Source organism: Pseudomonas sp. CCOS 191 (genome assembly GCF_001007005.1).
Taxonomy (GTDB): Bacteria; Pseudomonadota; Gammaproteobacteria; order Pseudomonadales; family Pseudomonadaceae; genus Aquipseudomonas; species Aquipseudomonas soli.
Window position 1 is genome coordinate 861580 of record NZ_LN847264.1, and the last position, 25140, is coordinate 886719.

23 protein-coding genes, 2 tRNA genes, 1 rRNA gene and 1 pseudogene are annotated in these 25140 nt (G+C 65.0%); 10 read left to right on the plus strand and 17 right to left on the minus strand.

The window, feature by feature from the left end; genetic code table 11:
* Positions 1-82: 82 nt before the first annotated feature.
* The 6 genes from CCOS191_RS03975 to CCOS191_RS04000 are packed head-to-tail and all read right to left on the minus strand — an operon-like array spanning position 83 to position 4630.
* Positions 83-643, minus strand: a complete 561-nt coding sequence (locus CCOS191_RS03975; RefSeq protein WP_023630953.1) for a DUF4136 domain-containing protein — start codon at positions 641-643, stop codon at positions 83-85.
* Positions 644-662: 19 nt separating this feature from the next.
* Positions 663-1295 (minus strand): DUF4136 domain-containing protein, encoded by a 633-nt coding sequence (locus CCOS191_RS03980; RefSeq protein ID WP_038706830.1) that lies wholly within the window; start codon positions 1293-1295, stop codon positions 663-665.
* 20 nt (positions 1296-1315) lie between these two features.
* Complete coding sequence (locus tag CCOS191_RS03985; RefSeq protein WP_046854140.1) at positions 1316-2065, minus strand: methyltransferase domain-containing protein; 750 nt, start codon at positions 2063-2065, stop codon at positions 1316-1318.
* Positions 2062-2367 carry a MazG-like family protein gene (locus CCOS191_RS03990; RefSeq protein WP_046857688.1) on the minus strand — a complete coding sequence of 102 codons (306 nt, stop codon included), beginning with the start codon at positions 2365-2367 and terminating at the stop codon, positions 2062-2064. The genes CCOS191_RS03985 and CCOS191_RS03990 overlap by 4 nt, the downstream gene beginning before the upstream one ends.
* 56 nt (positions 2368-2423) lie before the next feature.
* Positions 2424-3275, minus strand: a complete 852-nt coding sequence (locus tag CCOS191_RS03995) for a MaoC family dehydratase (RefSeq protein ID WP_046854141.1) — start codon at positions 3273-3275, stop codon at positions 2424-2426.
* Between the two features lie 2 nt (positions 3276-3277).
* Complete coding sequence (locus CCOS191_RS04000) at positions 3278-4630, minus strand: 3-oxoacyl-ACP reductase (protein ID WP_046854142.1); 1353 nt, start codon at positions 4628-4630, stop codon at positions 3278-3280.
* Positions 4631-4744: 114 nt separating this feature from the next.
* On the opposite strand from CCOS191_RS04000, the gene CCOS191_RS04005 reads away from it, so the two are divergent.
* Positions 4745-6022 (plus strand): acetyl-CoA C-acetyltransferase, encoded by a 1278-nt coding sequence (locus tag CCOS191_RS04005; RefSeq protein WP_046854143.1) that lies wholly within the window; start codon positions 4745-4747, stop codon positions 6020-6022.
* 59 nt (positions 6023-6081) lie between these two features.
* Positions 6082-6858, plus strand: a complete 777-nt coding sequence (locus tag CCOS191_RS04010; RefSeq protein WP_038706826.1) for an AraC family transcriptional regulator — start codon at positions 6082-6084, stop codon at positions 6856-6858.
* Positions 6859-6925: 67 nt separating this feature from the next.
* Here the strand turns inward: CCOS191_RS04010 and CCOS191_RS28660 are convergent, their stop codons facing one another.
* From CCOS191_RS28660 to CCOS191_RS04030, 5 genes and pseudogenes are all read right to left on the minus strand, one after another.
* Complete coding sequence (locus CCOS191_RS28660; RefSeq protein WP_442963666.1) at positions 6926-7693, minus strand: methyl-accepting chemotaxis protein; 768 nt, start codon at positions 7691-7693, stop codon at positions 6926-6928.
* 90 nt (positions 7694-7783) lie between these two features.
* Positions 7784-8872, minus strand: a pseudogene (locus CCOS191_RS28665) (HAMP domain-containing protein); the annotation flags it as partial.
* A gap of 197 nt (positions 8873-9069) precedes the next feature.
* Positions 9070-9474, minus strand: coding sequence for a Cu(I)-responsive transcriptional regulator (gene cueR, locus CCOS191_RS04020; protein ID WP_023631307.1), 405 nt, complete (start codon positions 9472-9474; stop codon positions 9070-9072).
* Positions 9471-11870, minus strand: coding sequence for a heavy metal translocating P-type ATPase (locus tag CCOS191_RS04025; RefSeq protein WP_046854145.1), 2400 nt, complete (start codon positions 11868-11870; stop codon positions 9471-9473). The genes cueR and CCOS191_RS04025 overlap by 4 nt, the downstream gene beginning before the upstream one ends.
* 54 nt (positions 11871-11924) lie before the next feature.
* Complete coding sequence (locus CCOS191_RS04030) at positions 11925-12311, minus strand: hypothetical protein (RefSeq protein ID WP_023632214.1); 387 nt, start codon at positions 12309-12311, stop codon at positions 11925-11927.
* A gap of 146 nt (positions 12312-12457) precedes the next feature.
* Between CCOS191_RS04030 and CCOS191_RS04035 the strand changes: the two genes are divergently transcribed.
* Both CCOS191_RS04035 and CCOS191_RS04040 read left to right on the plus strand, forming a co-directional pair.
* Positions 12458-12655, plus strand: coding sequence for a heavy-metal-associated domain-containing protein (locus CCOS191_RS04035; protein ID WP_023632213.1), 198 nt, complete (start codon positions 12458-12460; stop codon positions 12653-12655).
* A gap of 158 nt (positions 12656-12813) precedes the next feature.
* Positions 12814-13995: a multidrug effflux MFS transporter gene (locus tag CCOS191_RS04040; protein WP_046854146.1), complete on the plus strand. Its 1182-nt coding sequence runs from the start codon at positions 12814-12816 to the stop codon at positions 13993-13995.
* Here the strand turns inward: CCOS191_RS04040 and CCOS191_RS28670 are convergent.
* Entirely contained in the window at positions 13946-14320 is a 375-nt protein-coding gene (locus CCOS191_RS28670) for a hypothetical protein (protein WP_442963659.1), read from the minus strand. The two genes, CCOS191_RS04040 and CCOS191_RS28670, sit on opposite strands and share 50 nt — an antisense overlap.
* Before the next feature lie 316 nt (positions 14321-14636).
* Here CCOS191_RS28670 and CCOS191_RS04045 point away from each other — a divergent pair, with 316 nt between their 5' ends.
* Complete coding sequence (locus CCOS191_RS04045; RefSeq protein WP_046854147.1) at positions 14637-15347, plus strand: ArsR/SmtB family transcription factor; 711 nt, start codon at positions 14637-14639, stop codon at positions 15345-15347.
* Here CCOS191_RS04045 and CCOS191_RS04050 read toward each other — a convergent pair.
* The 5 genes from CCOS191_RS04050 to CCOS191_RS04070 form a co-directional block, all read right to left on the minus strand.
* The gene (locus CCOS191_RS04050; protein ID WP_046854148.1) at positions 15344-16294 is read right to left on the minus strand and encodes an adenosine deaminase; all 951 of its coding nucleotides are present in this window, start codon (positions 16292-16294) and stop codon (positions 15344-15346) included. The genes CCOS191_RS04045 and CCOS191_RS04050 overlap by 4 nt on opposite strands.
* 87 nt (positions 16295-16381) lie before the next feature.
* A complete protein-coding gene (locus CCOS191_RS04055) occupies positions 16382-17068 on the minus strand; it encodes an SDR family oxidoreductase (protein ID WP_046854149.1) in 687 nt (228 codons plus the stop codon).
* Between the two features lie 447 nt (positions 17069-17515).
* Positions 17516-18100: an IMPACT family protein gene (locus CCOS191_RS04060; protein ID WP_046854150.1), complete on the minus strand. Its 585-nt coding sequence runs from the start codon at positions 18098-18100 to the stop codon at positions 17516-17518.
* A gap of 9 nt (positions 18101-18109) precedes the next feature.
* Complete coding sequence (locus tag CCOS191_RS04065; RefSeq protein WP_046854151.1) at positions 18110-18772, minus strand: TetR/AcrR family transcriptional regulator; 663 nt, start codon at positions 18770-18772, stop codon at positions 18110-18112.
* An 85-nt stretch (positions 18773-18857) separates the two neighbouring features.
* On the minus strand, positions 18858-19775 hold the full coding sequence (locus CCOS191_RS04070; RefSeq protein ID WP_046854152.1) for a LysR family transcriptional regulator: 918 nt from the start codon (positions 19773-19775) through the stop codon (positions 18858-18860).
* A gap of 119 nt (positions 19776-19894) precedes the next feature.
* Between CCOS191_RS04070 and CCOS191_RS04075 the strand changes: the two genes are divergently transcribed.
* The 5 genes from CCOS191_RS04075 to CCOS191_RS04095 all read left to right on the plus strand — a co-directional run bounded on the left by CCOS191_RS04075 (position 19895) and on the right by CCOS191_RS04095 (position 25140).
* Positions 19895-21241 (plus strand): aspartate aminotransferase family protein, encoded by a 1347-nt coding sequence (locus CCOS191_RS04075; protein WP_046854153.1) that lies wholly within the window; start codon positions 19895-19897, stop codon positions 21239-21241.
* Between the two features lie 71 nt (positions 21242-21312).
* A complete protein-coding gene (locus CCOS191_RS04080; RefSeq protein WP_046854154.1) occupies positions 21313-22806 on the plus strand; it encodes a CoA-acylating methylmalonate-semialdehyde dehydrogenase in 1494 nt (497 codons plus the stop codon).
* Between the two features lie 560 nt (positions 22807-23366).
* Positions 23367-24903: ribosomal RNA gene (locus CCOS191_RS04085) — 16S ribosomal RNA — on the plus strand.
* A gap of 78 nt (positions 24904-24981) precedes the next feature.
* Positions 24982-25058, plus strand: a tRNA-Ile gene (locus tag CCOS191_RS04090).
* Positions 25059-25064: 6 nt separating this feature from the next.
* A tRNA-Ala gene (locus CCOS191_RS04095) sits at positions 25065-25140 on the plus strand.

The following is a 25140-nucleotide window of genomic DNA, read 5'->3' on the forward strand; positions in this document are numbered from 1 at the left end:
CGGCGGCGGTGCAAGGAGTGTAGTCAAGGTGATGGCAAGTTGCCTTGATCGAAGTGCCCCGCCCCAGCGGCGCATCACGGGCTCAATGTGGCGGATAGTTGCTCAGCACCTGGGTCACGGTCTTCTGGATCGCCGCGTTGCGCTCCTGCGGGCTGGGCGGGTAGTTGTTCATGATCTGTTCGGCGCTGCCACGCCACACCAGCTTGCCGTCACGCCCGTCGAACAGGTCGACCTGGATGGTCGCCACCTTGTAGTCGACGCTGCGGGTCTCGTTGTACATCGGCCCGCCCCAGTAGCCGCCCCAATAACCGCCCCAGGCGCCGCCGTAGTTGGTGGTGATCTGCTGCTGGCGGTCCTCGACGATCAGGTAGGCGCGCACCTTCACATCGGCCCGGGCACTGCCCTGGACCGGGCGCAGGCCACGCTGGTCGAGCTGCCCGGCGACCGCCTGGCGGATGCGCTGCTCGGTCAGGTCGCTCTTGATCCGTGGATCGTCCGGACGGTATTGCAGGGCCGGCTCCTGCCAGGCCCAACTGCGGTAGGCGGCGAAGTCGCGGCTGGCATCGAAGTCCTGCTGCACATTGTTACTCGAACAGGCCGCCAGCAGCAGGGCGAAGGACAGAAGTACGAGACGGCGCAACATGATGGTTCTCCGTAAAGGGTCAGCTGGGAGGATAGCCGCTCATCGCCTTGCTCACCGACTCGCGCAGGGCGCTTTCGCGTTCACGAGGCGAGTCCTTGTCGCTGCCGCTTTCGGCGCTGGCGCTCCACACCGGCTGACCGTTGCGGGCGTCGAACAGGTCGATGCGCACCACCATCACTTCGACCTGGTAGGTGCGCACGATCGGCACGCTGCCATAGGCGCCATAACCATTGCGGTAGCCGCCGTAGCCGACGCTGCCATAGGGGTAGGGGCCGTAATAGGGATCGTAGTCGTAATCGCGCACCTGGCGCAGGCGCCGCTCCAGGCGCACGTCGGCGCTGACCAGCAGGTCGGCAGGGGCATTGTGTGCCGGGCGCAGCCCGTGCTGGTCGAGGGCGCTGCTGACCGCGTCGGCCAGCTGGCCCGGCGTGGCGTTCGCCAGGCCGCCGGGGGGCTGGCTGTTGCGCCAGCTCCAGCTGCGGTAACGACCATAGTCGCGCGGCGGCGTGGGGTAGGCGCTGGCGTCGAAGGTACCGGCGGCTTGCGGCGGTGCCGGTGGCAGCGGCTTGCCGCTGGCGACGTAGGGGTTGCTGCCCTGGCAGGCGGCCAGGGCAAGGGGGAGCAGGGCCAGGCAGAGCAGACGGTACGGCATGTATCCTCCTGGCGGGCGGGTCAGTGGGGCCGGCAGATCCAGTGCAGATAACGACCCAGGCCGGCGAAGCTGGGGTGGCGCCGGTGCGCCAGCTCCATCTCCAGCAGGTCGAGCAGCTCGGCCTTGGCCTGGAACTCCTTGGGCATGTAGTCGTGGAACACCCGCACGCCGCTTTCGCTTTCGACCTGCCACATGGGATCAAGTTGCGCCTTGAGCTCGCGTGGATCAAGTGGTTTCTGTGGCGTCAGGCTCTGCTTCTCGCCGGCCAGGCGGTTGTGCCGCAGCTTGCGGAAATGCCCCTTGAGCAGGTTGCGGTAGACCAGCGCGTCGCGGTTGTAGAAGGCCAGCGACAGCCAGCCGCCCGGCGCGGTCAACTGGTGCAGCACCGGCAGGATGCTTTCGGGTTCGGCCAGCCATTCGAGCACCGCGTGGCACAGCACCAGGTCGTAGGGCTCGGTGAGCTGGCCAAGCAGGTCCTGCCAGGGCGCCTGGATGAACGTGGCCTGCTGGCCGGCCTCGGCGAAGCGCGCACGGGCACCATCGAGCATCGGCGCGGCGGGCTCGGCGAGGGTCAGTTGGTGGCCACGCTGGGCCAGCCACAGGGCCATGTGGCCCAGGCCGGCGCCGATGTCCAGTACCCGCAAGGGGCGGTCGGGCAAGGTTTCGGCCAGGTCGGCCTGGAGCACCGCCAGGCGGATCGCCCCCTTGGCGCCACCATAGATCTTCTCGGCGAAGCGGCTGGCCAGCTCATCGAAATGACGGTCGTTCATTTGGCGAAGCGCCTCTCGCTGTCGGCGAGCTTGGCCCGCACCACCTCGTTCATGTCCAGGCCAAGCTCGCTGCACAACAGCAGCAGGTAGAGGACGATATCGCCCACTTCCTGGCCGGCGTGGGCAAGCTGGTCGGCGGGCAGCTGGCGCGACTGGTCTTCGCTCAGCCACTGGAAGATCTCCACCAGCTCGGCCATTTCGACGCTGGCGGCCATGGCCAGGTTCTTCGGGCTGTGGAAACCCCGCCAGTCGTTGGTGTCGCGGATGCGGTGCAGGCGTTCGGTCAGTTCTTGCAGGTTCATCGGGATCTCCTCGTGGCGCATAGCTTCCGGCGAGGTTCCTTGCAAAGCAAGCCCGATCAGAGCGCGCGCCAGCTGCCGAGCATGTGCACCAGCCCGCCGTGGCCATCCAGGCGCAGCTCGCCGGCCGGACCCGCCTCGCTGGCGCTCAGCACTACTTCCGAAGGCAGTCGCACCGGCTTGTGGAAATCCACCGTGAATTCATAACCGGCTTTCGGCAGGTGGCCCTGCAGCGCTGCCAGCGCCATGGCCTTGCTCCACATGCCGTGGGCGATGGCCCTGGGGAAACCGAACAGCCGTGCGCTGAGGCGGCTCAGGTGGATCGGGTTGTAGTCGCCGCAGACCCTGGCATAGCGCCGGCCGATGTCGCTGTCGGCGTACCAGCGGGTGGCCTCGGGCAGTGCGGCGGGGGCCTCTGCGGTGGTGCTGGCGGCCTGTTGCTCGAGCTTGAGGCCGCGCACCAGCATGCGGCTGGTCTCGCGCCAGAGCAGCCCGAGTCCGTCTTCGGCCTCGGTCACCAGGTCGAAGGTGCCGCCCTTTTCGTGGGGCTGCAGGTTGTCGGCGTACACCGCGAAGCGCAGCCCATCGATGCCGCCCAGCGGGCGCAGCACCTGCAGGCTGTTGTGCAGGTGCACCAGCCCGAGCAAGGGGAAGGGGAAGTCGTCGGCGGTAAGCAACTGCAATTGCAGGCTGAAGGCCATGACGTGCGGGTAGGTGCCCGGCAGGCGGCCGTCATCGGCGAAGTGGCAGAGCCGGCGATAGGCCGCCAGGTTGGCGCCATCGACCCGCAGGTAGCAGCGCAGGCCAGGCTCCGGTAATTGGCTGCCACGGATCTTGCGTCTGCCGAGTGCGCGCAGGTAGAGGTTCAGGCGTGAGTCGGGGCTGTGCAGGTCGTGCCAGGGTCGGGTCATGGTCAGGCTCCCATCAAGGCCTGGCCGCAGACCCGCAGGGCCTGGCCGTTGACCGCGCCGGAACCTGGCTGGCTGAGCCAGGCGATGGCCTCGGCGACATCCTGCGGCAAGCCGCCCTGGCCGAGTGAGCTCAGGCGCCGGCCGGCCTCGCGCAGGCCCATGGGCATGGCCGCGGTCATGTGCGTCTCGATAAAGCCCGGCGCCACCGCGTTGATGCTGGCGCCCTGTTCGGCCAGGCGCGGCGCCCAGGCCTGGGCGAAACCGATCAGCCCGGCCTTGCTGGCCGCGTAGTTGGACTGGCCGCGGTTGCCGGCGATACCGCTGACCGAGGCGAGCAGGGTGATACGGGCGTCGCGCTGCAGCTTGCCACCTTCGGACAGCGCCTGGGTCAGCACCTGCGGGGCCTTGAGGTTGACGGCCAGCACCGCGTCCCAGTATTCCGGGGTCATGTTGGCAAGGGTCTTGTCGCGGGTGATGCCGGCGTTGTGCACCACGATGTCCAGGCCTTGCGGCAAGGCTTCGAGCAACTGCGCGGCGGCATCGGCAGCGCAGATGTCCAGGGCCAGGGCACGGCCGCCCAGGCGCGCGGCGAGGGCGTCGAGGTCGCGCTGCGCCTGGGGCACGTCGAGCAAGGTCACCTCGGCGCCATCGCGGGCCAGCGTTTCGGCGATGGCCGCGCCGATACCCCGCGCGGCACCGGTGACCAGGGCGTGACGGCCGGCCAGCGGGCGGGTCCAGTCTTCGACCTGGGCGGCGCATGCCGACAGGCGCAGGACTTGGCCGGAAACGAAGGCGCTCTTGGGCGAGAGGAAGAAGCGCAGCGCGCCTTCGAGCTGGTCTTCGGCGCCGTCACCGACATACAAGAGATTGGCCGTGGCGCCGTTGCGCAACTCCTTGGCCAGCGAACGGCTGAAACCCTCCAGGGCGCGTTGGGCGACACTGGCTTGCGCATCGTCCAGGCTTTCCGGGGCGCGCCCCAGAATCACCACATGGGCGCTGGGGGCCAGGCTGCGCAGCAAGGGCTGGAAGAATTCGCGCAACTGCTTGAGCGCATCGCTGTCGGACAAGTGACTGGCATCGAACACCACGGCCTTGATTTTCGGCCCCAGGCCCGCGACCCAGGCGGGGGCGTCGAGCGCTTCGGCATCGAAACCGTAGCAATCGGCGGTCAGGCGTGGGGCGATTGCCGCGACCTGGCTGGCCAGCGGGCCGCCACCGAGCACCAGCGCGCCCTCGATGGGGCGCAGGCGCCCGGCCTGCCAGCGCTCCAGCGGCACCGGGCGCGGCAGGCCGAGGGCATCGACCAGTTTGCGGCCAAGGGTGGAGTTGGCAAAGCCCAGATAGCGGTCGCTCATGTACGGTTCTCCCTGAAGGCAAGCATGCAAGTGTGGACCAACTTTGTGGCAGGGTCGTTCGAATCCGCGAAAAGAACCTAGGCTTAGGGTCAAATTGTTTCAGGAGGAACAGGCATGCAGTCAATTCGCCGGGTCGCGATCCTGGGGGGCAACCGGATTCCCTTCGCCCGCTCCAATGGCGCCTACGCCAAGGCCAGCAACCAGGCGATGCTCACCGCCGCCCTCGAAGGCCTGGTGGAGCGCTACCGCCTGCACGGGCTGCGCCTGGGCGAGGTCGCGGCGGGGGCGGTGCTCAAGCATTCGCGTGACATGAACCTGACCCGCGAGTGCGTGCTCGGCTCGCGCTTGTCGCCGCAGACGCCGGCCTACGATATCCAGCAGGCCTGCGGCACCGGGCTGGAGGCGGCGCTGCTGGTGGCCAACAAGATCGCCCTGGGGCAGATCGACAGTGGCATCGCCGGCGGCGTCGACACCACCTCGGATGCCCCCATCGCGGTGAGCGAAGGGTTGCGCCAGATCCTGCTGCAGGCCAACCGTGGCAAGAGCCTTGGCGAGCGCCTCAAGCCTTTCCTCAAGTTGCGTCCGGGCCTGCTCAAGCCCGAGCTGCCGCGCAACGGCGAGCCGCGCACGGGGCTGTCGATGGGCGAGCATTGCGAGCGCATGGCGCAGACCTGGCAGATCGAGCGCGGCGATCAGGATGCGCTGGCGCTGCTCAGCCATCAGCACCTGGCGGCGTCCTATCGCGAGGGATGGCACGACGACCTGCTCACGCCTTACCTGGGCCTGACCCGCGACAACAACCTGCGCGCCGACCTCACCCTGGAACAGCTGGCCAAGCTCAAGCCGGTGTTCGAGCGCAGCGGCCTCGGCACGCTCACCCCGGGCAACTCCACGCCGCTGACCGATGGCGCCTCGCTGGTGCTGCTCGGCAGCGAGGCCTGGGCCGAGGAGCATGGCCTCAAGGTGCAGGCCTACTTGGTCGACGGCGAGGCGGCGGCGGTGGATTTCGTCCATGGCCAGGAGGGCTTGCTGATGGCGCCGGTGTACGCGGTGCCACGGCTGCTGGCACGCAACGGCCTGACCTTGCAGGACTTCGATTTCTACGAAATTCACGAAGCCTTTGCCGCCCAGGTGCTGTGCACCCTCAAGGCCTGGGAAGATGCCGACTACTGCCGCACACGACTGGGGCTCGATGCGCCACTCGGTGCGATTGACCGTACCAGGCTGAACGTGAAGGGCAGTTCGCTGGCCGCGGGGCACCCGTTCGCCGCGACGGGCGGACGGATTCTGGCGAACATGGCCAAGCTGCTCAGCGAGCGGGGCAAGGGGCGCGGCCTGATCTCCATCTGCGCGGCGGGCGGGCAGGGGGTGACGGCGATCATCGAGCGATAGGTTCGGCGTTGACTGCGATGGCTGATACCCTTGTCCGTCCCGAGACACCAGGCCCCAACATGTCGACTATCGGCCCGCGCCCCATCCCCACGCTGGACCACTTGCCCAGGCCGCTCTACGCCCGTGCCGAGAGCCTCGGCGCCGGCTCCTGGACCACCCGCCACCGCCACGACTGGGTGCAGTTCTCCTACGCCATCAGCGGCGTGCTTGGCGTGTACACCAGCGACGGCAGCTACTTCGCCCCGCCGCAATGGGGCGTGTGGATCCCGGCCGGCACCGAGCACGATGTGGTGACCTCGATGCAGGCCGAGATGCGCAGCCTGTATGTGCGCAGCGATGCCTGCCCATGGTCGCCCAGCGAATGCCGGGTGCTGGAGGTCACGCCGCTGGCGCGCGAACTGATCAAGCAGTTCTGCACCTTCGCGGTGGCCTATCCGGAGGGCGACAGTGCCGAAGCGCGGCTGGTGGCGGTATTGCTGGACCAACTGCGCACCCTGCCGCAGGTGGGCTTCTCGCTGCCGTTGCCGCGCCATCCGGGGTTGCTGGCGCTGTGTAACGGGCTGATCGCCGCGCCGGACCAGGTGCAGACCTTGCAGCAGTGGGCCGTGCAACTGGGGGTGTCCGAAAAGACCCTGATGCGCCTGTTCCAGCGCGAGACGGGGCTGAGCTTTCGCAACTGGCGCCAGCGCATGCGCCTGCTGACGTCGCTGGCGCTGCTGGAAGCGGGGGAGAGCGTCACCCAGGCGGCGCTGGGCTGCGGTTATGACTCGACCTCGGCCTACATTGCCGCGTTCAAGCAGTTGTTCGGGGCGACCCCGGGGGAGCTTCGCCTGTAGCCGTTAAAAGGCCGGTCGGTGGGCAACCGCGCATCTACAAAAAGCGCGCGTGCCCACCGACGGTGACTCAGGTCCTGAACCTGCGCACCAGCGCATCCAGCTCGTTGGACAGCCCGGCCAGGCTCTCGGAGTCCTGGCGCGCCGCCTGGGCCAGTTCCGCCACCAGTTGGGCATCGCCATGGATATGGCTGATGTGGCGGTTGATGTCCTCGGCCACCTGGTGCTGCTCCTCGGCGGCGGTGGCGATCTGGGTGTTCATGTCGCGGATGACGTCCACCGATTCGCGGATCTGGCCGAAGCTGTCGCGGGCCAGGCCGATACGGCTGACCGACTGCTGCGACACCTCGATGCTGGCGTGCATCTGCTCGGCGACCTGGGCCGTGCGGCTGGCCAGGTTGCCCAGCAGGCCGTCGATCTCGGCGGTGGAGTCGGCGGTGCGCTTGGCCAGGGCGCGGACTTCGTCGGCGACCACGGCAAAGCCGCGGCCCTGCTCTCCGGCGCGGGCGGCCTCGATGGCGGCGTTGAGCGCCAGCAGGTTGGTCTGCTCGGCAATCGAGCGGATGGTGCCGAGGATCGACTGGATGGCATTGCTGTCGCGTTCCAGTTGCTGGATCGACTGCGCCGACTGCTCGATTTCCTGGCTCAGGCGATCGACGCTCTGTACCGCCGCGTCGATCTGCTGCTGCCCTTCGCGGGCCTGCTGCTGGCCGCTGTCGGCCGATTGCGCGGCCTGGCTGCAGGAGCGGGCCACTTCGTTGGCGGTGGCGACCATCTCATGGAAGGCCGTGGAAACCATGTCCACCGCCTCGCGCTGGCGCCCGGCGGCTTCGGCCATGTCGCCGGAGACGCGGGTCGAGCTGTTGGAGGTGCTGAGGATCTTGCTCGCCGCACCGCCGATGTGCTGGATCAGGCTGCGGATGGCGCCGAGGAACTGGTTGAACCAGCTGGCCAGCTGGGCGGTTTCGTCGCGGCCGCGGATCTCCAGGTTGCGGGTCAGGTCGCCTTCGCCCTGGGCGATGTCCTCCAGGCCGCTGGTGACGCTGTTGATCGGGCGCACGATGAGCTTGGCGAACGCCGCGCCCACCACGGCGAACACGGCGGCCAGGATCAACGCGACGACGCCGATCAGCCAGGTAAGGCGAGTGGTGGTCTGCATCACTTCGTCTTGCTGGATCAGGCCGATGAAGGTCCAGCCGAGTTTCTCGTCGGGGTAGACGTTGGCCATGTAGCGCTCGCCGTTCAACTGCACTTCGGCCAGGCCCTTGCCGGCCTTGGCCAGCTCTGCGTAGCCGTCGCCCAGGCTGGCGAGCTGCTTGAAGTTGTGGCTGGCGTCGCGCGGGTCGACCATCACGTTGCCGTTGTTTTCCATGAGGATCAGGTAGCCGCTCTCGCCCAGCTTGATCTGCTTGACGATCTCGGTAAGGCCCTTGAGCGACACATCGATGTTGACCACGCCGCCCGGATTGCCCAGCGTGTTGGCCACGGCGCGCACGGTGCTGACCAGCACGGCATCGTCGCCGGCCCAGTAGTAGGGCGCGGTGCGCAGGGTCTTGCCGGGGTTGGCCATGGCCGCCTGGTACCAGGGGCGGGTGCGCGGGTCGTAATTGGCCATTTTCGGATCGCCCGGCCAGAACGCGTAGCCGCCGTCCTTCAAGCCGTAGGACACATAGGCGTAGTCCGGGTGGCTCTGGGCCAGGCGGCTGAACAGGTCGAACAGCGCCTTGTCCTGCTCACCGGGAGCGATGCTGGCGGCATCGGCGCTGATGTGCTTCTTGACGTTGTCAGCCGTGGCCGACACCAGGGGTTGCGCGGCGAGGTAGTCGACGTTCTGGGTGATGCCCTGGAAGAAGATGTCCATGGCGTTGCCGACCTGGCGAATCTCCCGGCTGCTGTTGTCGAGGAAATCGTCGCGGGCTTCGCCGCGCAGGTTGAGCACCACCAGGGTGGCGACCAGGACGATGGGCAGGCCGGCGATGATGGCGAAGGCCCAGGTGAGTTTCTGCTTGATGTTCATCCACGCTCCCAGAGTTGTTCTTGTCGTTGCACGAGGCTGTAACAGTGCATCGGCAAAGCCTGGGTTTTATGTAGGCGAACTCCCGTATTTATTGGGTGAAAAGGCTATTCAAGGGGATATCGGTCGAGGCTGGCTAATATGGCATACCAAAAACTGTCCGCAGGAACGGCAGACTGCCGCTCCCGCAGACGATGCCCTCAGTGACAGCAGCCGCTGCCATTGGCCAGGTCCTTGAGGATCGGGCAGTCCGGGCGGTCATCGCCCTGGCAGTGGGCCACCAGCTCACCGAGGGTGTCGCGCAGGCTCACCAGCTCTTCGATGCGCTGGTTCAGCGCATCGATATGCTGCATGGCCAGGGCCTTCACGTCGGCGCTGGCGCGCTGGCGGTCCTGCCACAGGGTCAGCAGCTTGGCGACTTCGTCCAGGGAGAAGCCCAGGTCCCGCGAGCGCTTGATGAACGCGAGACTGTGCAGGTCTTCCTGCTGGTACAGGCGATAGCCGCTTTCGCTGCGCGTGGCGGGGCGCAACAGGCCGATGGACTCGTAGTAACGGATCATCTTGGCGCTGAGCCCGCTGCGGCGGGCGGCCTGGCCGATGTTCATGGCGCCTCCTGGTCGATGGCGGTGGGTTTCCAGGTTTTCAGCCACAGGGCGTTGCTGACCACGCTGACGCTGGACAACGCCATGGCGGCGCCGGCCAGTACCGGGTTGAGGTAGCCCAGTGCGGCCAGGGGGATGCCGACCAGGTTGTAGATGAAGGCCCAGAACAGGTTCTGGCGGATCTTCGCATAGGTCTTGCGGCTGATGTCCAATGCCGCAGGCACCAGGCGCGGATCGCCGCGCATCAGGGTGATGCCGGCGGCCTGCATGGCCACGTCGGTGCCGCCGCCCATGGCGATGCCGATATCGGCGGCGGCCAGTGCCGGGGCGTCGTTGATGCCGTCGCCGACCATGGCCACCACGCCTTGTTGCTTGAGCGCGGCGACTGTAGCCGCCTTGTCCGCCGGCAGCACTTCGGCATGCACGTCATCGATGCCCAGGGCGTCGGCCACCACCTTGGCGCTGCCACGGTTGTCGCCCGTCAGCAGGTGGCTGCTGATGCCACGCGCATGCAGTGCGTCGATGGCCGCGCCGGCGCCGGGCTTGAGGCTGTCGCCGAAGGCGAACAGGCCGAGCACGCGAGGGTGCTGGCCGCGTTCGATCAGCCAGGACAGCGTGCGGCCCTCGGCTTCCCAGGCCTGCGCACTGTCGGCCAGGTCGCCCGGCGGCAGGCTGTTTTCGTCGAGCAGGCGGCGGTTGCCCAGGGCCAGTTCACGGCCATCCACCTGGCCGGCGATGCCGCGACCGGTGAGGGACTGGCTGTCAGCAACCTGCGGCACGTGCAGGCCTTGTTCGGCGCAGGCGTCGAGTACCGCCCTGGCCAATGGGTGCTCGCTGCCGCGTTGCAGGGCGCCGGCCAGGCGCAGCAACTCGCCGTTGTCGCCGCTGCTGGCCCGGCTGTGAACGATGCGCGGGCTGCCCGAGGTGAGCGTGCCGGTCTTGTCGAACACCACGCTGTTCACCGCATGGGCACGCTCCAGTGCTTCGGCGTCCTTGATCAGGATGCCGTGGCGGGCGGCGACGCCGGTGCCGGCCATGATTGCGGCGGGCGTGGCCAGGCCGAGGGCGCATGGGCAGGCGATCACCAGCACGGCGACGGCATTGATCAGGGCGGTTTCCAGCGGCGCGCCGGCCAGCCACCAGCCGACCAGGGTGATCAGCGCCAGCACCAGTACTGCAGGCACGAACACCTGGCTGACCCGGTCGACCAGCTTCTGGATGGGCGCCTTTGCCGCCTGGGCGTCCTCGACCAGGCGGATGATGCGCGCGAGCACGGTCTCGGTGCCCAGGGCCCGGGTTTTTACCAGCAGCCGGCCTTCGCCGTTGATGGCCCCACCGGTTACCGAGTCGCCAGGCGCCTTGGGCACGGGCAGGCTTTCGCCGCTGATCAACGCCTCGTCGGCATGGCTGCTGCCTTCGAGCACTTCACCATCGACCGGGAAGCGCTCGCCGGGTTTGACCAATACCAGGTCGCCCAGGCGCAACTGACTGATCGCCACCTCTTCCTCGCGTCCCTCGATGACCCGCACCGCCCGTTCCGGGCGCAGCGCCTCCAGCGCCCGGATGGCGCTGGCGGTCTGGCGCTTGGCGCGGCTTTCCAGGTACTTGCCCAGCAGCACCAGGGCGATGACCACCGCCGAAGCTTCGAAATACAGGTGCGGTTCCATGCCGTCGTGGGCGTTGGCCCATTGGTACAGGCTCAGGCCGTAGCCGGCGCTGGTGCCCAGGGCGACCAGCAGGTCCATGTTGCCGGCACCGGCGCGCACGGCCTTCCAGGCGGCGACGTAGAAGCGTGCGCCGAGGATGAACTGCACCGGCGTGGCCAGCAGGAACTGCGCCCAGGCCGGCAGCATCCAGTGCACACCGAAGGGTTGCGCCAGCATCGGCAATACCAATGGCAGGGCCAGCAGCAGGGCGGCGCCGACCGCCAGGCGTTCGTTGCGCAGGCGGCGTTGGGCTTGGGCCTGGTCATCGTCGGCGGTGCGCGGCAGGCTGGCGCTGTAGCCGGCCTTTTCCACCGCGGTGATCAACACGCCGTCATCGACGGCCTGCAAAACTTCGAGGTGGGCGCGTTCGCTGGCCAGGTTGACGCTGACCTGCTCGACCCCCGGCAGCTTGCCGAGGGCGCGTTCGACACGGCCGGCGCAGCTGGCGCAGGTCATGCCGCCGATCTGCAGTTCGAGGGTGCGGGTGGGGACGCTGTAACCGGCGTCGCGCACCGCGCCGACCAATGCCGGCAGGCTGTCGGCCGGCGCCTGGACCCGGGCCTGCTCGGTAGCCAGGTTGACGCTGACATGTTCGGTGCCGGTGACCTTGCGCAGGGCGCGTTCGACCCGACCTGCGCAACTGGCGCAGGTCATGCCGCTGATCGGCAGGTCGAAGGTGGTGGATGCGGGCATGGCTCTCTCCTCCGTGGATAGGCCTTCAGCATCAACCTTGCCATGCGGGCAAGGTCAATAGCCCAGGTTGGCTTGCCTCAATTCCAGGCCCTTGTGCCCTGTGGCGATGCGGTACTTCTTGATCTGCCCCGCCTGCAACGTCAGGCGCGTGCTGCGCTGGTCCTCGATACCCGGGGCGCAACCGGGCATCTGCCCGGGGAGCAGGCGCAAGCGTACATCGACAGGGCCCGGTGGCAGGTTGAACGAGGTCGATTGCTCCTGGAACAGCCGGCCGGCCAACTGATCGTTGAGGTAGATACCGATCTCGCAACTGCTGGCCACTTCCAGGCGCTCCCGGGAAATCATCAGCACGCTGTAGTCCGAATTGCCTTCGGCGCTGGCCGGTGGCACCACGGCCAGCGCGCCCAGCAGTCCGACTAGGCTCATTGCTGCCCTGATCATGAAGAATCTCCTGCTTGCCAAAATCGTCAAAGGCGCAGCTTGGCCGAGCCGCGCAAGGATTTCCAGCCCGGCCGTTTGACGCGGAACTTGACCTTGCCCCGATGGCAAGGCTGAAAGTGGACAAAACCCACAAGGAGGCAACCTCTATGCAAGTGTTCAATGTACAAGGCATGACCTGTGGCCATTGCGTGAAAGGCGTGACCCGTGCGGTGCAGGAGCAGGACGCCGCGGCGCGGGTGGAAGTGGACCTGGCGGCGAAGCAGGTGCGGGTGGACAGTGCGCTGGCGGCGGATCAGATCCTGGCGGCGATTCGTGAAGAGGGGTATCAGGCCGAGGTGGCCTGAACGGCTGGATTGTCCAGCTAAAGCAATTCTGTAGAAGCGGGCTGCCCGGGCAAGTCCGCGTCTACAGAAATACAGGCCAATTATTACAAAGGTTTTCAACGCCCAATGATCCAGTGCAGGTAGACTACCTGACTTGCTTAGCCTGCTATGGATTCTCCATGAACCTGCGAACCTTGCTGATTCTCGGCGCCCTCAGTGCGTTCGGGCCTTTGGCGATCGACTTCTATCTGCCGGCCTTCCCGGCCATGGCCCATGCCTTCGCCACCGACGAAAAGCATGTGCAGGCGACCCTGGCCGCCTACTTCCTCGGCTTGTCCCTGGGCCAGCTCGCCTATGGGCCAGTGGCCGACCGATTCGGCCGGCGCATCCCGCTGTTGTTCGGGGTCGGCTTGTTCACCGTGGCCTCCCTGGCCTGCGCCTATGCCCCAAACCTCGACAGCCTGATCGTGGCGCGCTTCGTCCAGGCCCTGGGCGGCTGCGCCGGCATGGTGCTGTCGCGGGCAATCGTCAGTGACAAGTGTGACGCGGTGGCCTCGGCCAAGGTGTTCTCGCAATTGATGCTGGTGATGGGCCTGGCACCGATCCTCGCGCCGATGCTCGGTGGCGTGCTGGTCAATGTATCCGGTTGGCAGTCGATCTTCCTCGCCCTGAGCCTGTTCAGCGCGGCCTGCCTGGTGGCCGTTGGCCTGGGGCTGCCGGAGAGCTTGCCGGCCCATGTGCCGCGCCAGCCCTTGTCGGGCGCGCTGCGCCAGTACCTGCGGCTGTTCGGTGACCGGGTGTTCGTCGGCCATGCGTTGACCGGCGGCATCGCCATTGCCGGGATGTTTGCCTACATCGCCGGTTCACCGTTCGTGTTCATCAAGTTGTACGGGGTGCCCGCCGAGCACTATGGCTGGTTGTTCGGCACCAACGCAGCAGGCTTCATCTTGATGGCCCAGGTCAATGCGCGCCTGCTGGCCAAGCGCGGCCCGGCGTTCCTGCTGGCGCGGGCAGTGTGGCTGTACCTGGTGGCGGCGCTGGCGCTGCTGCTGGTCGCGGCGCTGCGCCCAGCGCAGTTGTGGCCGTTGCTGGTGCCGTTGTTCGTATGCATCGCCAGCCTCGGCTGCATCATCCCCAACGCCTCGGCCTGCGCCATGAGCGGGCAGGGCGCGCGGGCCGGCAGCGCCTCGGCGCTGATGGGCTGCCTGCAGTTCAGCGTCGCCGCGGGCGCGGCAGCGCTGGTCGGGGTGCTGCACGATGGCAGCGCGGTGCCCATGGCGCTGGTGATCAGCCTGTGCGGTGCGCTGGTGGTCAGTGTCGCAATGCTGACCCGCCGACTGCAGGCCAACCGGCCTGCGTGAGCGGGTGGGGCGCGTTCAGGCGCGCCTCGAGCAGGGCGACGAATGACCGCGCTTCGGCCTCGTTGCGGAAACTCACCACATGCTGATCGAGCTGGACTTGCCAGGGACAAGCGGGATTTCGGTTCGACGCACTGACGACAATCTTCATCGCGATCCACCTCCAGTGAGCGGGAGCGGATCTAGTGTAGCGCCGCCCCCGGCGCTCGCCATGACCAGGATCAGTCCCCTGACTGACGGTCATGGTGGCCTGAAGTAGGGAGACCTTCTGTTTTGCAGGGCAGAAGTTTTCACCGTGGCTATCGGACTTTTCCAGCTTCTTGATCATCGCTACCAGCCACGTTCCTGGCGCAGCCACAGTAGAACGGGGGCATGAGCCGTGTCTGCGGCGTAGCGCACTGACAGACGCATCTTCCAGAACGGTGCTCGGGGGGACCAGCGACTACCCATCCCGGGCCTGCCGCCCTCACGGCGAGCCCCCGCCAGCGGCTTATACTGCCTCAGGCGCCCAATGCCAGCGTGAGATCCTTCCTGGCCTGGCGCTGACCATCCGGCACACGAACAATCCCGTGCTTGCCCGCACAGGCGGCAGGGCGTCGGCGCTTATCGCCGCCAGACGGGTTACATCAGGGAGCTTCAGTTTCATGACCGCAGTCCGCAGCATCAGTCAGGTTGCCAGCCTGATGGCCGAACCCAAGCGCAGCGCCATGTTGTGGGCGTTGATCGATGGCACTCCGCGTGCGGCGGACGAGCTTGCCGTGATCACCGGCCTGAGCACTTCCTCGGCCTGCGCGCACCTGTCGCTGCTGTCCAGTGCCGGCTTGCTCAGGCACGAGGCGCGTGGGCGCAAACGCTTTTTCCGCCTGGCAACGCCGGAGGTCGGCACCGCGGTGGAGGCCCTTGCCAGCGTCCAGTTGGCCAGCCGCTCAGCCGGGGGGCAGGGCACCTCGCTGCAAATCCCCCTGTCGATGCGCAAGGCGCGCCTGTGCGGCGACCATCTGGGCGGCGAGGTGGCTGCCGCGCTGCTGCATCGGCTGCATGCAGCCGGTTGGTTGGAGGGCAGCGAACAGCAACTGGTCGTAAGCCAGGAGGGCAAGGGGCAATTGGAGGCGCTGGGGGTGTTCATCGATGCACTGGCCGCCGCCGACCGGCGTGGCTGCGTGATCTGCCACTGCAGCAAGTGGGATGATCAGGGCCCGCACCTGGGCGGTTGCCTGGGCAAGGCGTTGCTCAGGTTGTTCACCCAGTCGGGCTGGGTGCGTGAGCAGGAGGGCAGCCGGGCGGTACACCTTACACCGCTCGGCCAGCAGCAGATCAACGCGATCGCCTGCCTGCCCTCGCGCCAGGCCGGTTAGCGCACCAGGCGTGCGTCCAGGCTGTTCTGCGCCAGGCGGCGTGCCTGGTCCTGGGTCATGCCCAGATGCTCGTGCAGGGCATGGAAGTTTTCGGTGACGTAGCCGCCGAAGTAGGCCGGGTCATCGGAGTTGACCGTGACCTTCACGCCACGCTCGAGCATGTCGAGGATGTTGTGCTGGCTCATGTGGTCGAACACGCACAGCTTGGTGTTGGACAACGGGCAGACGGTCAACGGGATCTGCTCGTCGATGATGCGCTGCATCAGGCGTTCGTCTTCGATGGCGCGCACACCGTGGTCGATACGCTGGATCTTCAGCAGGTCGAGCGCCTCCCAGATGTATTCGGGCGGGCCTTCCTCGCCGGCATGGGCGACGGTGAGGAAGCCTTCGCTGCGGGCGCGGTCGAAGACGCGCTGGAACTTGCTGGGCGGATGGCCTTTTTCCGAGCTGTCCAGGCCTACGGCGACGAATGCGTCGCGGAAGGGCAGGGCCTGGTCGAGGGTCTGCTGCGCCTCGTCCTCGCTCAGGTGGCGCAGGAAGCTGAGGATCAGGCCGCTGCCGATGCCAAGCTGTTCACGGCCATCCTTGAGTGCGCCGGTGATGCCATTGAGCACCACCTCGAACGGGATGCCCCGGTCGGTGTGGGTCTGCGGGTCGAAGAACGGCTCTGTGTGGATAACGTTCTGCGCCTTGCAGCGTTGCAGGTAGGCCCAGGTCAGGTCGTAGAAATCCTGCTCGGTACGCAGGACGCCGGCGCCCTGGTAATAGAGGTCGAGGAACTCCTGCAGGTTGTTGAAGGCATAGGCGCCGCGCAGGGTTTCGACATCGGCCCAGGGCAGCGCGACCTTGTTGCGTTCGGCCAGGGCGAACAGCAGTTCGGGCTCCAGCGAGCCCTCCAGGTGCATGTGCAGTTCCGCCTTGGGCAAGGCGTTCAGCCAGTCATACATGTGTGCAATCTCGATCAGGTACGGTTGGCCGCCATTCTACAGGGCCTGGCCGGGCAATGCGCCCATCCAGGCCCGCAAAGCCCCGGATCACCAGGTGAGCGATTCGCCCTTGTAGTTGATGAAGCGCAGGCCGCCGTTGCCGCTCTGCGCCTTGATCTGCTCGAGCATGCCACGGGTGCTGGTGAGCACGTCGATCTCGGCATTCTCGCCGCCCATGTCGGTCTTCACCCAGCCCGGGTGCATGGCCAGCACGGCAAGGTCGGGGCGCTGCAGTTCGACCACGAAGCTGTTGATCATCGAGTTGAGGGCGGCCTTGCTGGCCTTGTACAGGCAGATCTCGCCGCCGTCGGGGATGGTCACGCTACCCAGGATCGAGCTCATGAAGGCCAGCACGCCGCTGCCTTCACGCACTTGGCTGGCCAGACGTCGGGCCACGCGGATCGGCGCCACGGCGTTGGTCATGAACAGCTCGCCGATCTGCTGCACCTGCACGCTTTCCAGGTCCTGTGGCAGGGGGCCCATGACGCCGGCGTTGACGAACACCAGGTCGAATACTTCCCCTTGCAGGCGCTGCTTGAGCCCGTCGAGCTGGGCGGTGTCGTTCATCTCCAGGCGCTCGATACGCACACCGGAAACCTCGCGCAGAGCGCCTGGCTGTTGCGGGTCGCGCACGGTGGCGACGACATTCCAGCCGTCTTCCTGCAGGCGTTGCACCAGCCCCAGGCCAAGGCCTCGGGAGGCTCCGATGATCAGGGCGTTCTTGTTTGCGGTCATTGCGATACTCCATATCAAAGGCGGGGCGAGCGCTGTTGTGCATGGTTTCGCTCGCCGCGCGACAACGGGGTGATTGCCCTCCACCGGGAAAGGCCTGGGTGACGAGCATAAACCAGGTGCCTGACGCTTGCCTTGTGGAGGCTGGTCAAAAAACGATCGATTGCCTGGAAAGCCTGTGGGCGCTGGGCCTGGCGCTGTAGTTCACGGGTTATCCACAAGCCGCTCCACAGTAATTGTGTGCAAGCGCAGCGGGCCTGAAAATGGCGGTTTGGGGGCGGGCTTACATTGAAAGCTGGGGATAACTCACAGTCTTTCAGTCACTTGTGTCGGTGTCACACAAATGTGATCAAAATATGCTCAATGCTTCGCAGGCCTTGTCGCACAAGGCCTGTATCAGCTTGCCCCAAGCTTATCCACAGGCAGGCCCACAGCAGTTGTGGGCAATGTTCACTCTCTTTCCAGCAGGATACGACCGCGGCTCAGGTCGGCGAGTTGCTGCTGCAGTACGTCGAGGTGGCTTTCACCCAGGGCGATGCGCAGGTCGACGCCGTTGGCGGTGAACTGCTCGTCCAGCACCACGCCGTCCACCTCGGCCAGGCGCAGCTTGAGCAGCGCCAGTTCGCTGAAGGTGCAACTGCAACTGAACGCGCTGCGCTGCACCAGCACACGCTTGGGTGCCTGCTGCAGGCATTTGTTGGCGCCGCCACCGTAGGCCCGGGCCAGGCCACCGGTGCCCAGCTGGATGCCGCCGTACCAGCGGATCACCAGCACCACCACCTGGTCGCAGTCCTGGGCTTCGATGGCGGCGAGGATCGGTCGCCCGGCCGTGCCGCCCGGTTCGCCATCATCGCTGCTGCGGTACTGGGCGCCGAGCTTCCAGGCCCAGCAGTTGTGGGTGGCCGCCAGGTCGCTGTGGCGTTCGATGAAGGCCATGGCCTCGGCGGGGCTGCCGATCGGGCCGGCGAGGGTGATGAAGCGGCTCTTGCGGATTTCTTCGCGCAATTCGCAGAGCTCGAGCAGGGTAGAAGGCATAAGTCCGGGTCAGGCGGGCGTGCTGATGCCGCAGCCTTTGAGAATGATGTGGATAAGATTGTTGCTGGCGTCTTCCATGTCCTGTTTGGTCAGGCGGCTGCGGCCGGTGACCTGGCAGATCTGGGTGGCGAAGTCGGCGTAGTGCTGGGTGCTGCCCCAAAGCAGGAAGATCAGGTGCACCGGATCTACCCGGTCCATCTTGCCGGCGTCCATCCAGGCCTGGAACACCGCGGCGCGGCCACGGAACCATTCCCGGTAGTCGGCGCTGAAGTACTCGCTCAGGCACTCGCCACCGCTGATCACTTCCATGGCGAAGATCCGCGAGGCCTGCGGGTTGCGCCGGGAGAACTCCATCTTGGTGCGGATGTACTGGCTGAGCGCCTCGGCCGGGTCGTCCTCCACGCTCAGGGCGTTGAAGGTGCTGTCCCACAGTTCGATGATGTTGCTCAGCACCGCGATGTACAGGCCCAGCTTGTTGGTGAAGTAATAATGCAGGTTGGCCTTGGGCAACCCGGCCTTGAGCGCGATGGTGTTCATGCTCGTGCCCTTGTAGCCGTGGCGGGCGAACTCGTCCTCGGCGGCCTGGATGATGGCCTGTTCGTTCTTCTGGCGGATGCGGCCGGCGGGCTTGCCCGAGGTGGGGGAGCGATGCGCAGGGACTTCTAGGGTCATGGACGATTCCGGGCGGGTCGTTACGGATGTTCGACAGATTACCTGCCTGTGGCGAAGTGACAAGCATTAGCGTCAGGGACAGGCATCAGCGTGTCGCAGCCAGGCTTTCGAGGAAGCTTTCCAGCACCAGGTTCGGCCGCCGCCCCTTGCGTGTCACCCAGCTCAGACCCAGGTCATAGAAGCGTTGGGCAGGCTTCAGCGCGCGCAGGCGCCCCTGCTGCACCCAGAAGCTGGCGTAGTGGTCGGGCAGGTAGCCGATGTAGCGGCCCGTCAGGATCAGGAAAGCCATGCCTTCGCGGTCCGAGGCGCTGGCGGTGCAGTGCAGGGCTTGGTAGTGCGCCTGGATGTCGGCGGGCAGGCGGAAGGTCGGGGCGATCGCGTCCTGGGCGTTGAGGCGATCGTCATCGATCTGCTGGTCGTCAGCGTAGAACAGCGGGTGGCCGACCGCGCAGTAGAGCAGCGAGCGCTCGCTGTACAGCGGCTGGTATTCAAGCCCCGACAGCGGGCTGGTCTGCGGTACCACACCCACGTGCAGGCTGCCGTCGAGCACACCTTGCTCGACCTGGCTGGGGGCGATCATGCGGATCTGGATACGCACGTCGGGGCCGCGGTCCTTGAGTTCGGCCAGGGCGTGGGTGATGCGCATGTGCGGCAGGGTGACCAGGTTGTCGGTGAGGCCGATGTTCAGCTCGCCGCGCAGGTGCTGGTGCAGACCATTGACCTCGGTACGGAACGACTCCAGGGCGCTGAGCAGTTGTAGCGCCGAGTGGTAGACCTCGCGCCCCTCCTCGGTCAGCGAAAACCCCGCCCGGCCGCGCTGGCACAGGCGCAGGCCCAGGCGTTGCTCAAGGTCGTTCATCTGCTGGCTGATGGCCGAGCGGCCGATGCCCAGGACGTTTTCCGCCGCGGAAAAGCCGCCGCACTCGACCACGCTGCGGTAGATCTTCAATAGGCGAATGTCGAAATCACTGACTTGGGCGAGGGGATCGGGGCGTCGGCTCATTAGTTTAGTTATCCGCTGACTGAAGGTTAGAAAAGCTGGGTTTTTCGAACTTTATCGCCGTGACAACTTAGCTGCAACAACACCCATCGTTGCCTAATCGTCTTTCGAGGAACCGCCCGATGAACATGCCCGAATCCGCTCAAGCCGGTCTGGCCAGCCAGCTCAAGCTGGATGCCCACTGGATGCCCTACACCGCCAACCGCAACTTCCAGCGCGACCCGCGGCTGATCGTGGCGGCCGAAGGCAACTACCTGGTCGACGACAAGGGGCGCAAGGTGTTCGACGCCCTGTCGGGCCTGTGGACCTGCGGCGCCGGGCATACCCGCAAGGAGATCAGCGAGGCAGTGGCTCGCCAGGTCGCCACCCTCGACTACTCGCCGGCCTTCCAGTTCGGCCATCCGCTGTCGTTCCAGCTGGCCGAGAAGATCGCCAACCTGGTGCCGGGCGACCTGAACCACGTGTTCTTCACCAACTCCGGCTCCGAGTGCGCCGACACCGCGCTGAAAATGGTGCGTGCCTACTGGCGCCTGAAAGGCCAGGCCACCAAGACCAAGATCATCGGCCGTGCCCGTGGCTATCACGGGGTGAACATCGCCGGCACCAGCCTGGGTGGCGTCAACGGCAACCGCAAGCTGTTCGGTCAGTTGCTGGACGTCGACCACCTGCCTCACACCGTGCTGCCGGCCAACGTGTTCAGCAAGGGCATGCCGGAAGAGGGCGGTATCGCCCTGGCCGACGAGATGCTCAAGCTGATCGAGCTGCATGACGCCTCGAACATCGCCGCGGTCATTGTCGAGCCGCTGGCCGGTTCCGCCGGTGTGCTGCCGCCGCCGAAGGGCTACCTCAAGCGCCTGCGCGAGATCTGCAGTCAGCACAACATCCTGCTGATCTTCGATGAAGTGATCACCGGCTTCGGTCGCATGGGCGCCATGACCGGTGCCGAAGCCTTCGGCGTGACCCCGGACCTGATGTGCATCGCCAAGCAGGTCACCAACGGCGCCATCCCGATGGGCGCGGTGATCGCCACCGGCGAGATCTACCAGACCTTCATGAACCAGCCGACCCCTGAGTACGCGGTGGAATTCCCCCACGGCTACACCTACTCGGCGCACCCGGTCGCCTGCGCCGCCGGCATCGCCGCACTGGACCTGCTGCAGAAGGAAAACCTGGTGCAGTCGGCCGCCGAGCTGGCGCCGCACTTCGAGAAGCTGCTGCACGGCGTCAAGGGCACCAAGAACGTCGTCGACATCCGCAACTACGGCCTGGCCGGCGCGATCCAGATCGCCGCGCGCGACGGTGATGCCATCGTTCGTCCGTACGAGGCTGCCATGAAGCTGTGGCAAGCCGGCTTCTATGTACGCTTCGGTGGCGACACCCTGCAGTTCGGGCCGACCTTCAACACCCAGCCGCAAGAGCTGGACCGTCTGTTCGACGCCGTGGGCGAAGCCCTGAACAAGGTCGACTGATTTTTCCGATTTTGACGTCGGGCGCGTGAGTACCACGCGCCTGTCTCTACCTTCTTTATCTGGAGTTATGCATGAGCATTGTTCAGCACCTGATCCACGGCGAACTGGTCAGCAAGGGCGAGCGCACCGCCGATGTCTTCAACCCGTCGACCGGCCAGGCCGTGCGCAAGGTCGAACTGGCCAGCCGCGCCACCATCCAGCAGGCCATCGATTCGGCCAAGGCCGCCTTCCCGGCCTGGCGCAATACCCCGCCGGCCAAGCGCGCCCAGGTGATGTTCCGCTTCAAGCAACTGCTTGAGCAGAACGAAGCGAAAATCTCGCAGATGATCAGTGAAGAGCACGGCAAGACCGTGGAGGACGCTGCGGGCGAACTCAAGCGTGGCATCGAGAACGTCGAGTTTGCCTGCGCCGCCCCGGAGCTGCTCAAGGGCGAGTACAGCCGCAACGTCGGCCCGAACATCGACGCCTGGTCCGATTTCCAGCCGCTGGGCATCGTCGCCGGTATCACTCCGTTCAACTTCCCGGCCATGGTGCCGCTGTGGATGTACCCGCTGGCCATCGCCTGCGGCAACGCATTCATTCTCAAACCGTCCGAGCGTGACCCGAGCTCGACGCTGTACATCGCCCAGCTGCTGCTGGAAGCCGGCCTGCCGAAGGGCATCCTCAACGTGGTGCACGGCGACAAGGAAGCGGTCGACGCGCTGATCGAGGCGCCAGAGGTCAAGGCCCTGAGCTTTGTCGGCTCGACGCCGATCGCCGAATACATCTATGCCGAAGGCACCAAGCGCGGCAAGCGCGTCCAGGCACTGGGCGGCGCGAAGAACCACGCGGTGCTGATGCCCGACGCCGATCTGGACAACGCGGTCAGCGCGCTGATGGGCGCTGCCTATGGTTCTTGCGGTGAGCGCTGCATGGCCATTTCGGTGGCGGTGTGCGTCGGCGACCAGGTGGCCGATGCGCTGATCGCCAAGCTGGAGCCGCAGATCAAGGCGCTGAAGATCGGTGCCGGTACGTCTTGCGGCCTGGACATGGGCCCGCTGGTGACTGCGGCCGCCCGTGACAAGGTGGTGGGTTACATTGACGACGGCGTTGCCGCTGGCGCCAGGCTGGTGGTCGATGGTCGTGGCTTGCGTGTGGCCGGTAACGAAGATGGCTATTTCGTCGGTGGCACCTTGTTCGACAAGGTCACCCCCGAAATGCGCATCTATAAGGAAGAGATCTTCGGACCGGTGCTGTGCGTGGTGCGGGTGAACAGCCTGGAGCAGGCCATGCAGTTGATCAACGAGCATGAGTACGGCAACGGTACCTGCATCTTCACCCGTGACGGTGAGGCGGCGCGGCTGTTCTGCGACGAGATCGAAGTGGGCATGGTCGGCGTCAACGTGCCGCTGCCGGTGCCAGTGGCGTATCACAGCTTCGGTGGTTGGAAGCGTTCGCTGTTTGGTGACCTGCATGCCTATGGGCCGGACGGTGTGCGCTTCTATACCCGTCGCAAGGCGATCACCCAGCGTTGGCCGCAGCGGGCCAGCCATGAGGCGTCGCAGTTTGCCTTCCCTAGCTTGTAAGGCGCAGGGATGAAAGCGGGGCGGCCGAGAGGCCGCCCCGCTTTGTTTTGAGGTTTTGCTTTATATAACTGAAATAAAGGTTGACGGGGTTTCAGATCCCCTTATAATGCGCCTCACTTCCAGCGACATCGGAACGAAAAACTCCTTGAATATCAACGAGTTGATCGATCAGGAGGGTTGCAGAGGTGCTTCGGTCGTCAGATCGGCAGCGGTGAAAAAGGCAGTTGACAGCAGGTTGTAACGCTGTATGATTCGCCTCCCGCTACGAGAGATCGCAGCGAGTCAGGTGTTTGAAGTTGAACGGGTTTCTCGCAAAATACTTCGAAATAAACGCTTGACAGCAAATGAGGAAAGCGTAGAATGCGCGCCTCGGTTGAGACGAAAAGCTCTTAGCCAAACGCTCTTTAACAAATTGAATCAAGCAATTCGTGTGGGTGCTTGTGAGTATGGACTGATAGTCGCCAAGATTATCAGCATCACAAGTGGCCATGCGAGAAATCACATAGTCATTTGAGATTGCTGAGCCAAGTTTAGGGTTTCTTAAAAACCCAAGCAGTATTGAACTGAAGAGTTTGATCATGGCTCAGATTGAACGCTGGCGGCAGGCCTAACACATGCAAGTCGAGCGGATGACGGGAGCTTGCTCCTTGATTCAGCGGCGGACGGGTGAGTAATGCCTAGGAATCTGCCTGGTAGTGGGGGACAACGTTTCGAAAGGAACGCTAATACCGCATACGTCCTACGGGAGAAAGCAGGGGACCTTCGGGCCTTGCGCTATCAGATGAGCCTAGGTCGGATTAGCTAGTAGGTGAGGTAATGGCTCACCTAGGCGACGATCCGTAACTGGTCTGAGAGGATGATCAGTCACACTGGAACTGAGACACGGTCCAGACTCCTACGGGAGGCAGCAGTGGGGAATATTGGACAATGGGCGAAAGCCTGATCCAGCCATGCCGCGTGTGTGAAGAAGGTCTTCGGATTGTAAAGCACTTTAAGTTGGGAGGAAGGGCAGTAAGCTAATACCTTGCTGTTTTGACGTTACCGACAGAATAAGCACCGGCTAACTCTGTGCCAGCAGCCGCGGTAATACAGAGGGTGCAAGCGTTAATCGGAATTACTGGGCGTAAAGCGCGCGTAGGTGGTTCGTTAAGTTGGATGTGAAAGCCCCGGGCTCAACCTGGGAACTGCATCCAAAACTGGCGAGCTAGAGTATGGTAGAGGGTGGTGGAATTTCCTGTGTAGCGGTGAAATGCGTAGATATAGGAAGGAACACCAGTGGCGAAGGCGACCACCTGGACTGATACTGACACTGAGGTGCGAAAGCGTGGGGAGCAAACAGGATTAGATACCCTGGTAGTCCACGCCGTAAACGATGTCAACTAGCCGTTGGAATCCTTGAGATTTTAGTGGCGCAGCTAACGCATTAAGTTGACCGCCTGGGGAGTACGGCCGCAAGGTTAAAACTCAAATGAATTGACGGGGGCCCGCACAAGCGGTGGAGCATGTGGTTTAATTCGAAGCAACGCGAAGAACCTTACCAGGCCTTGACATGCAGAGAACTTTCCAGAGATGGATTGGTGCCTTCGGGAACTCTGACACAGGTGCTGCATGGCTGTCGTCAGCTCGTGTCGTGAGATGTTGGGTTAAGTCCCGTAACGAGCGCAACCCTTGTCCTTAGTTACCAGCACGTTATGGTGGGCACTCTAAGGAGACTGCCGGTGACAAACCGGAGGAAGGTGGGGATGACGTCAAGTCATCATGGCCCTTACGGCCTGGGCTACACACGTGCTACAATGGTCGGTACAGAGGGTTGCCAAGCCGCGAGGTGGAGCTAATCTCACAAAACCGATCGTAGTCCGGATCGCAGTCTGCAACTCGACTGCGTGAAGTCGGAATCGCTAGTAATCGCAAATCAGAATGTTGCGGTGAATACGTTCCCGGGCCTTGTACACACCGCCCGTCACACCATGGGAGTGGGTTGCACCAGAAGTAGCTAGTCTAACCTTCGGGAGGACGGTTACCACGGTGTGATTCATGACTGGGGTGAAGTCGTAACAAGGTAGCCGTAGGGGAACCTGCGGCTGGATCACCTCCTTAATCGAAGACATCAGCCTGCTGATGAGCTCCCACACGAATTGCTTGATTCATGATGTAAAGACGATCAAGACCCTATATAGGTCTGTAGCTCAGTTGGTTAGAGCGCACCCCTGATAAGGGTGAGGTCGGCAGTTCAAATCTGCCCAGACCTACCAATATGCGGGGCCATAGCTCAGCTGGGAGAGCGCCTGCCTTGCACGCAGGAGGTCAGCGGTTCGATCCCGCTTGGCTCCACCA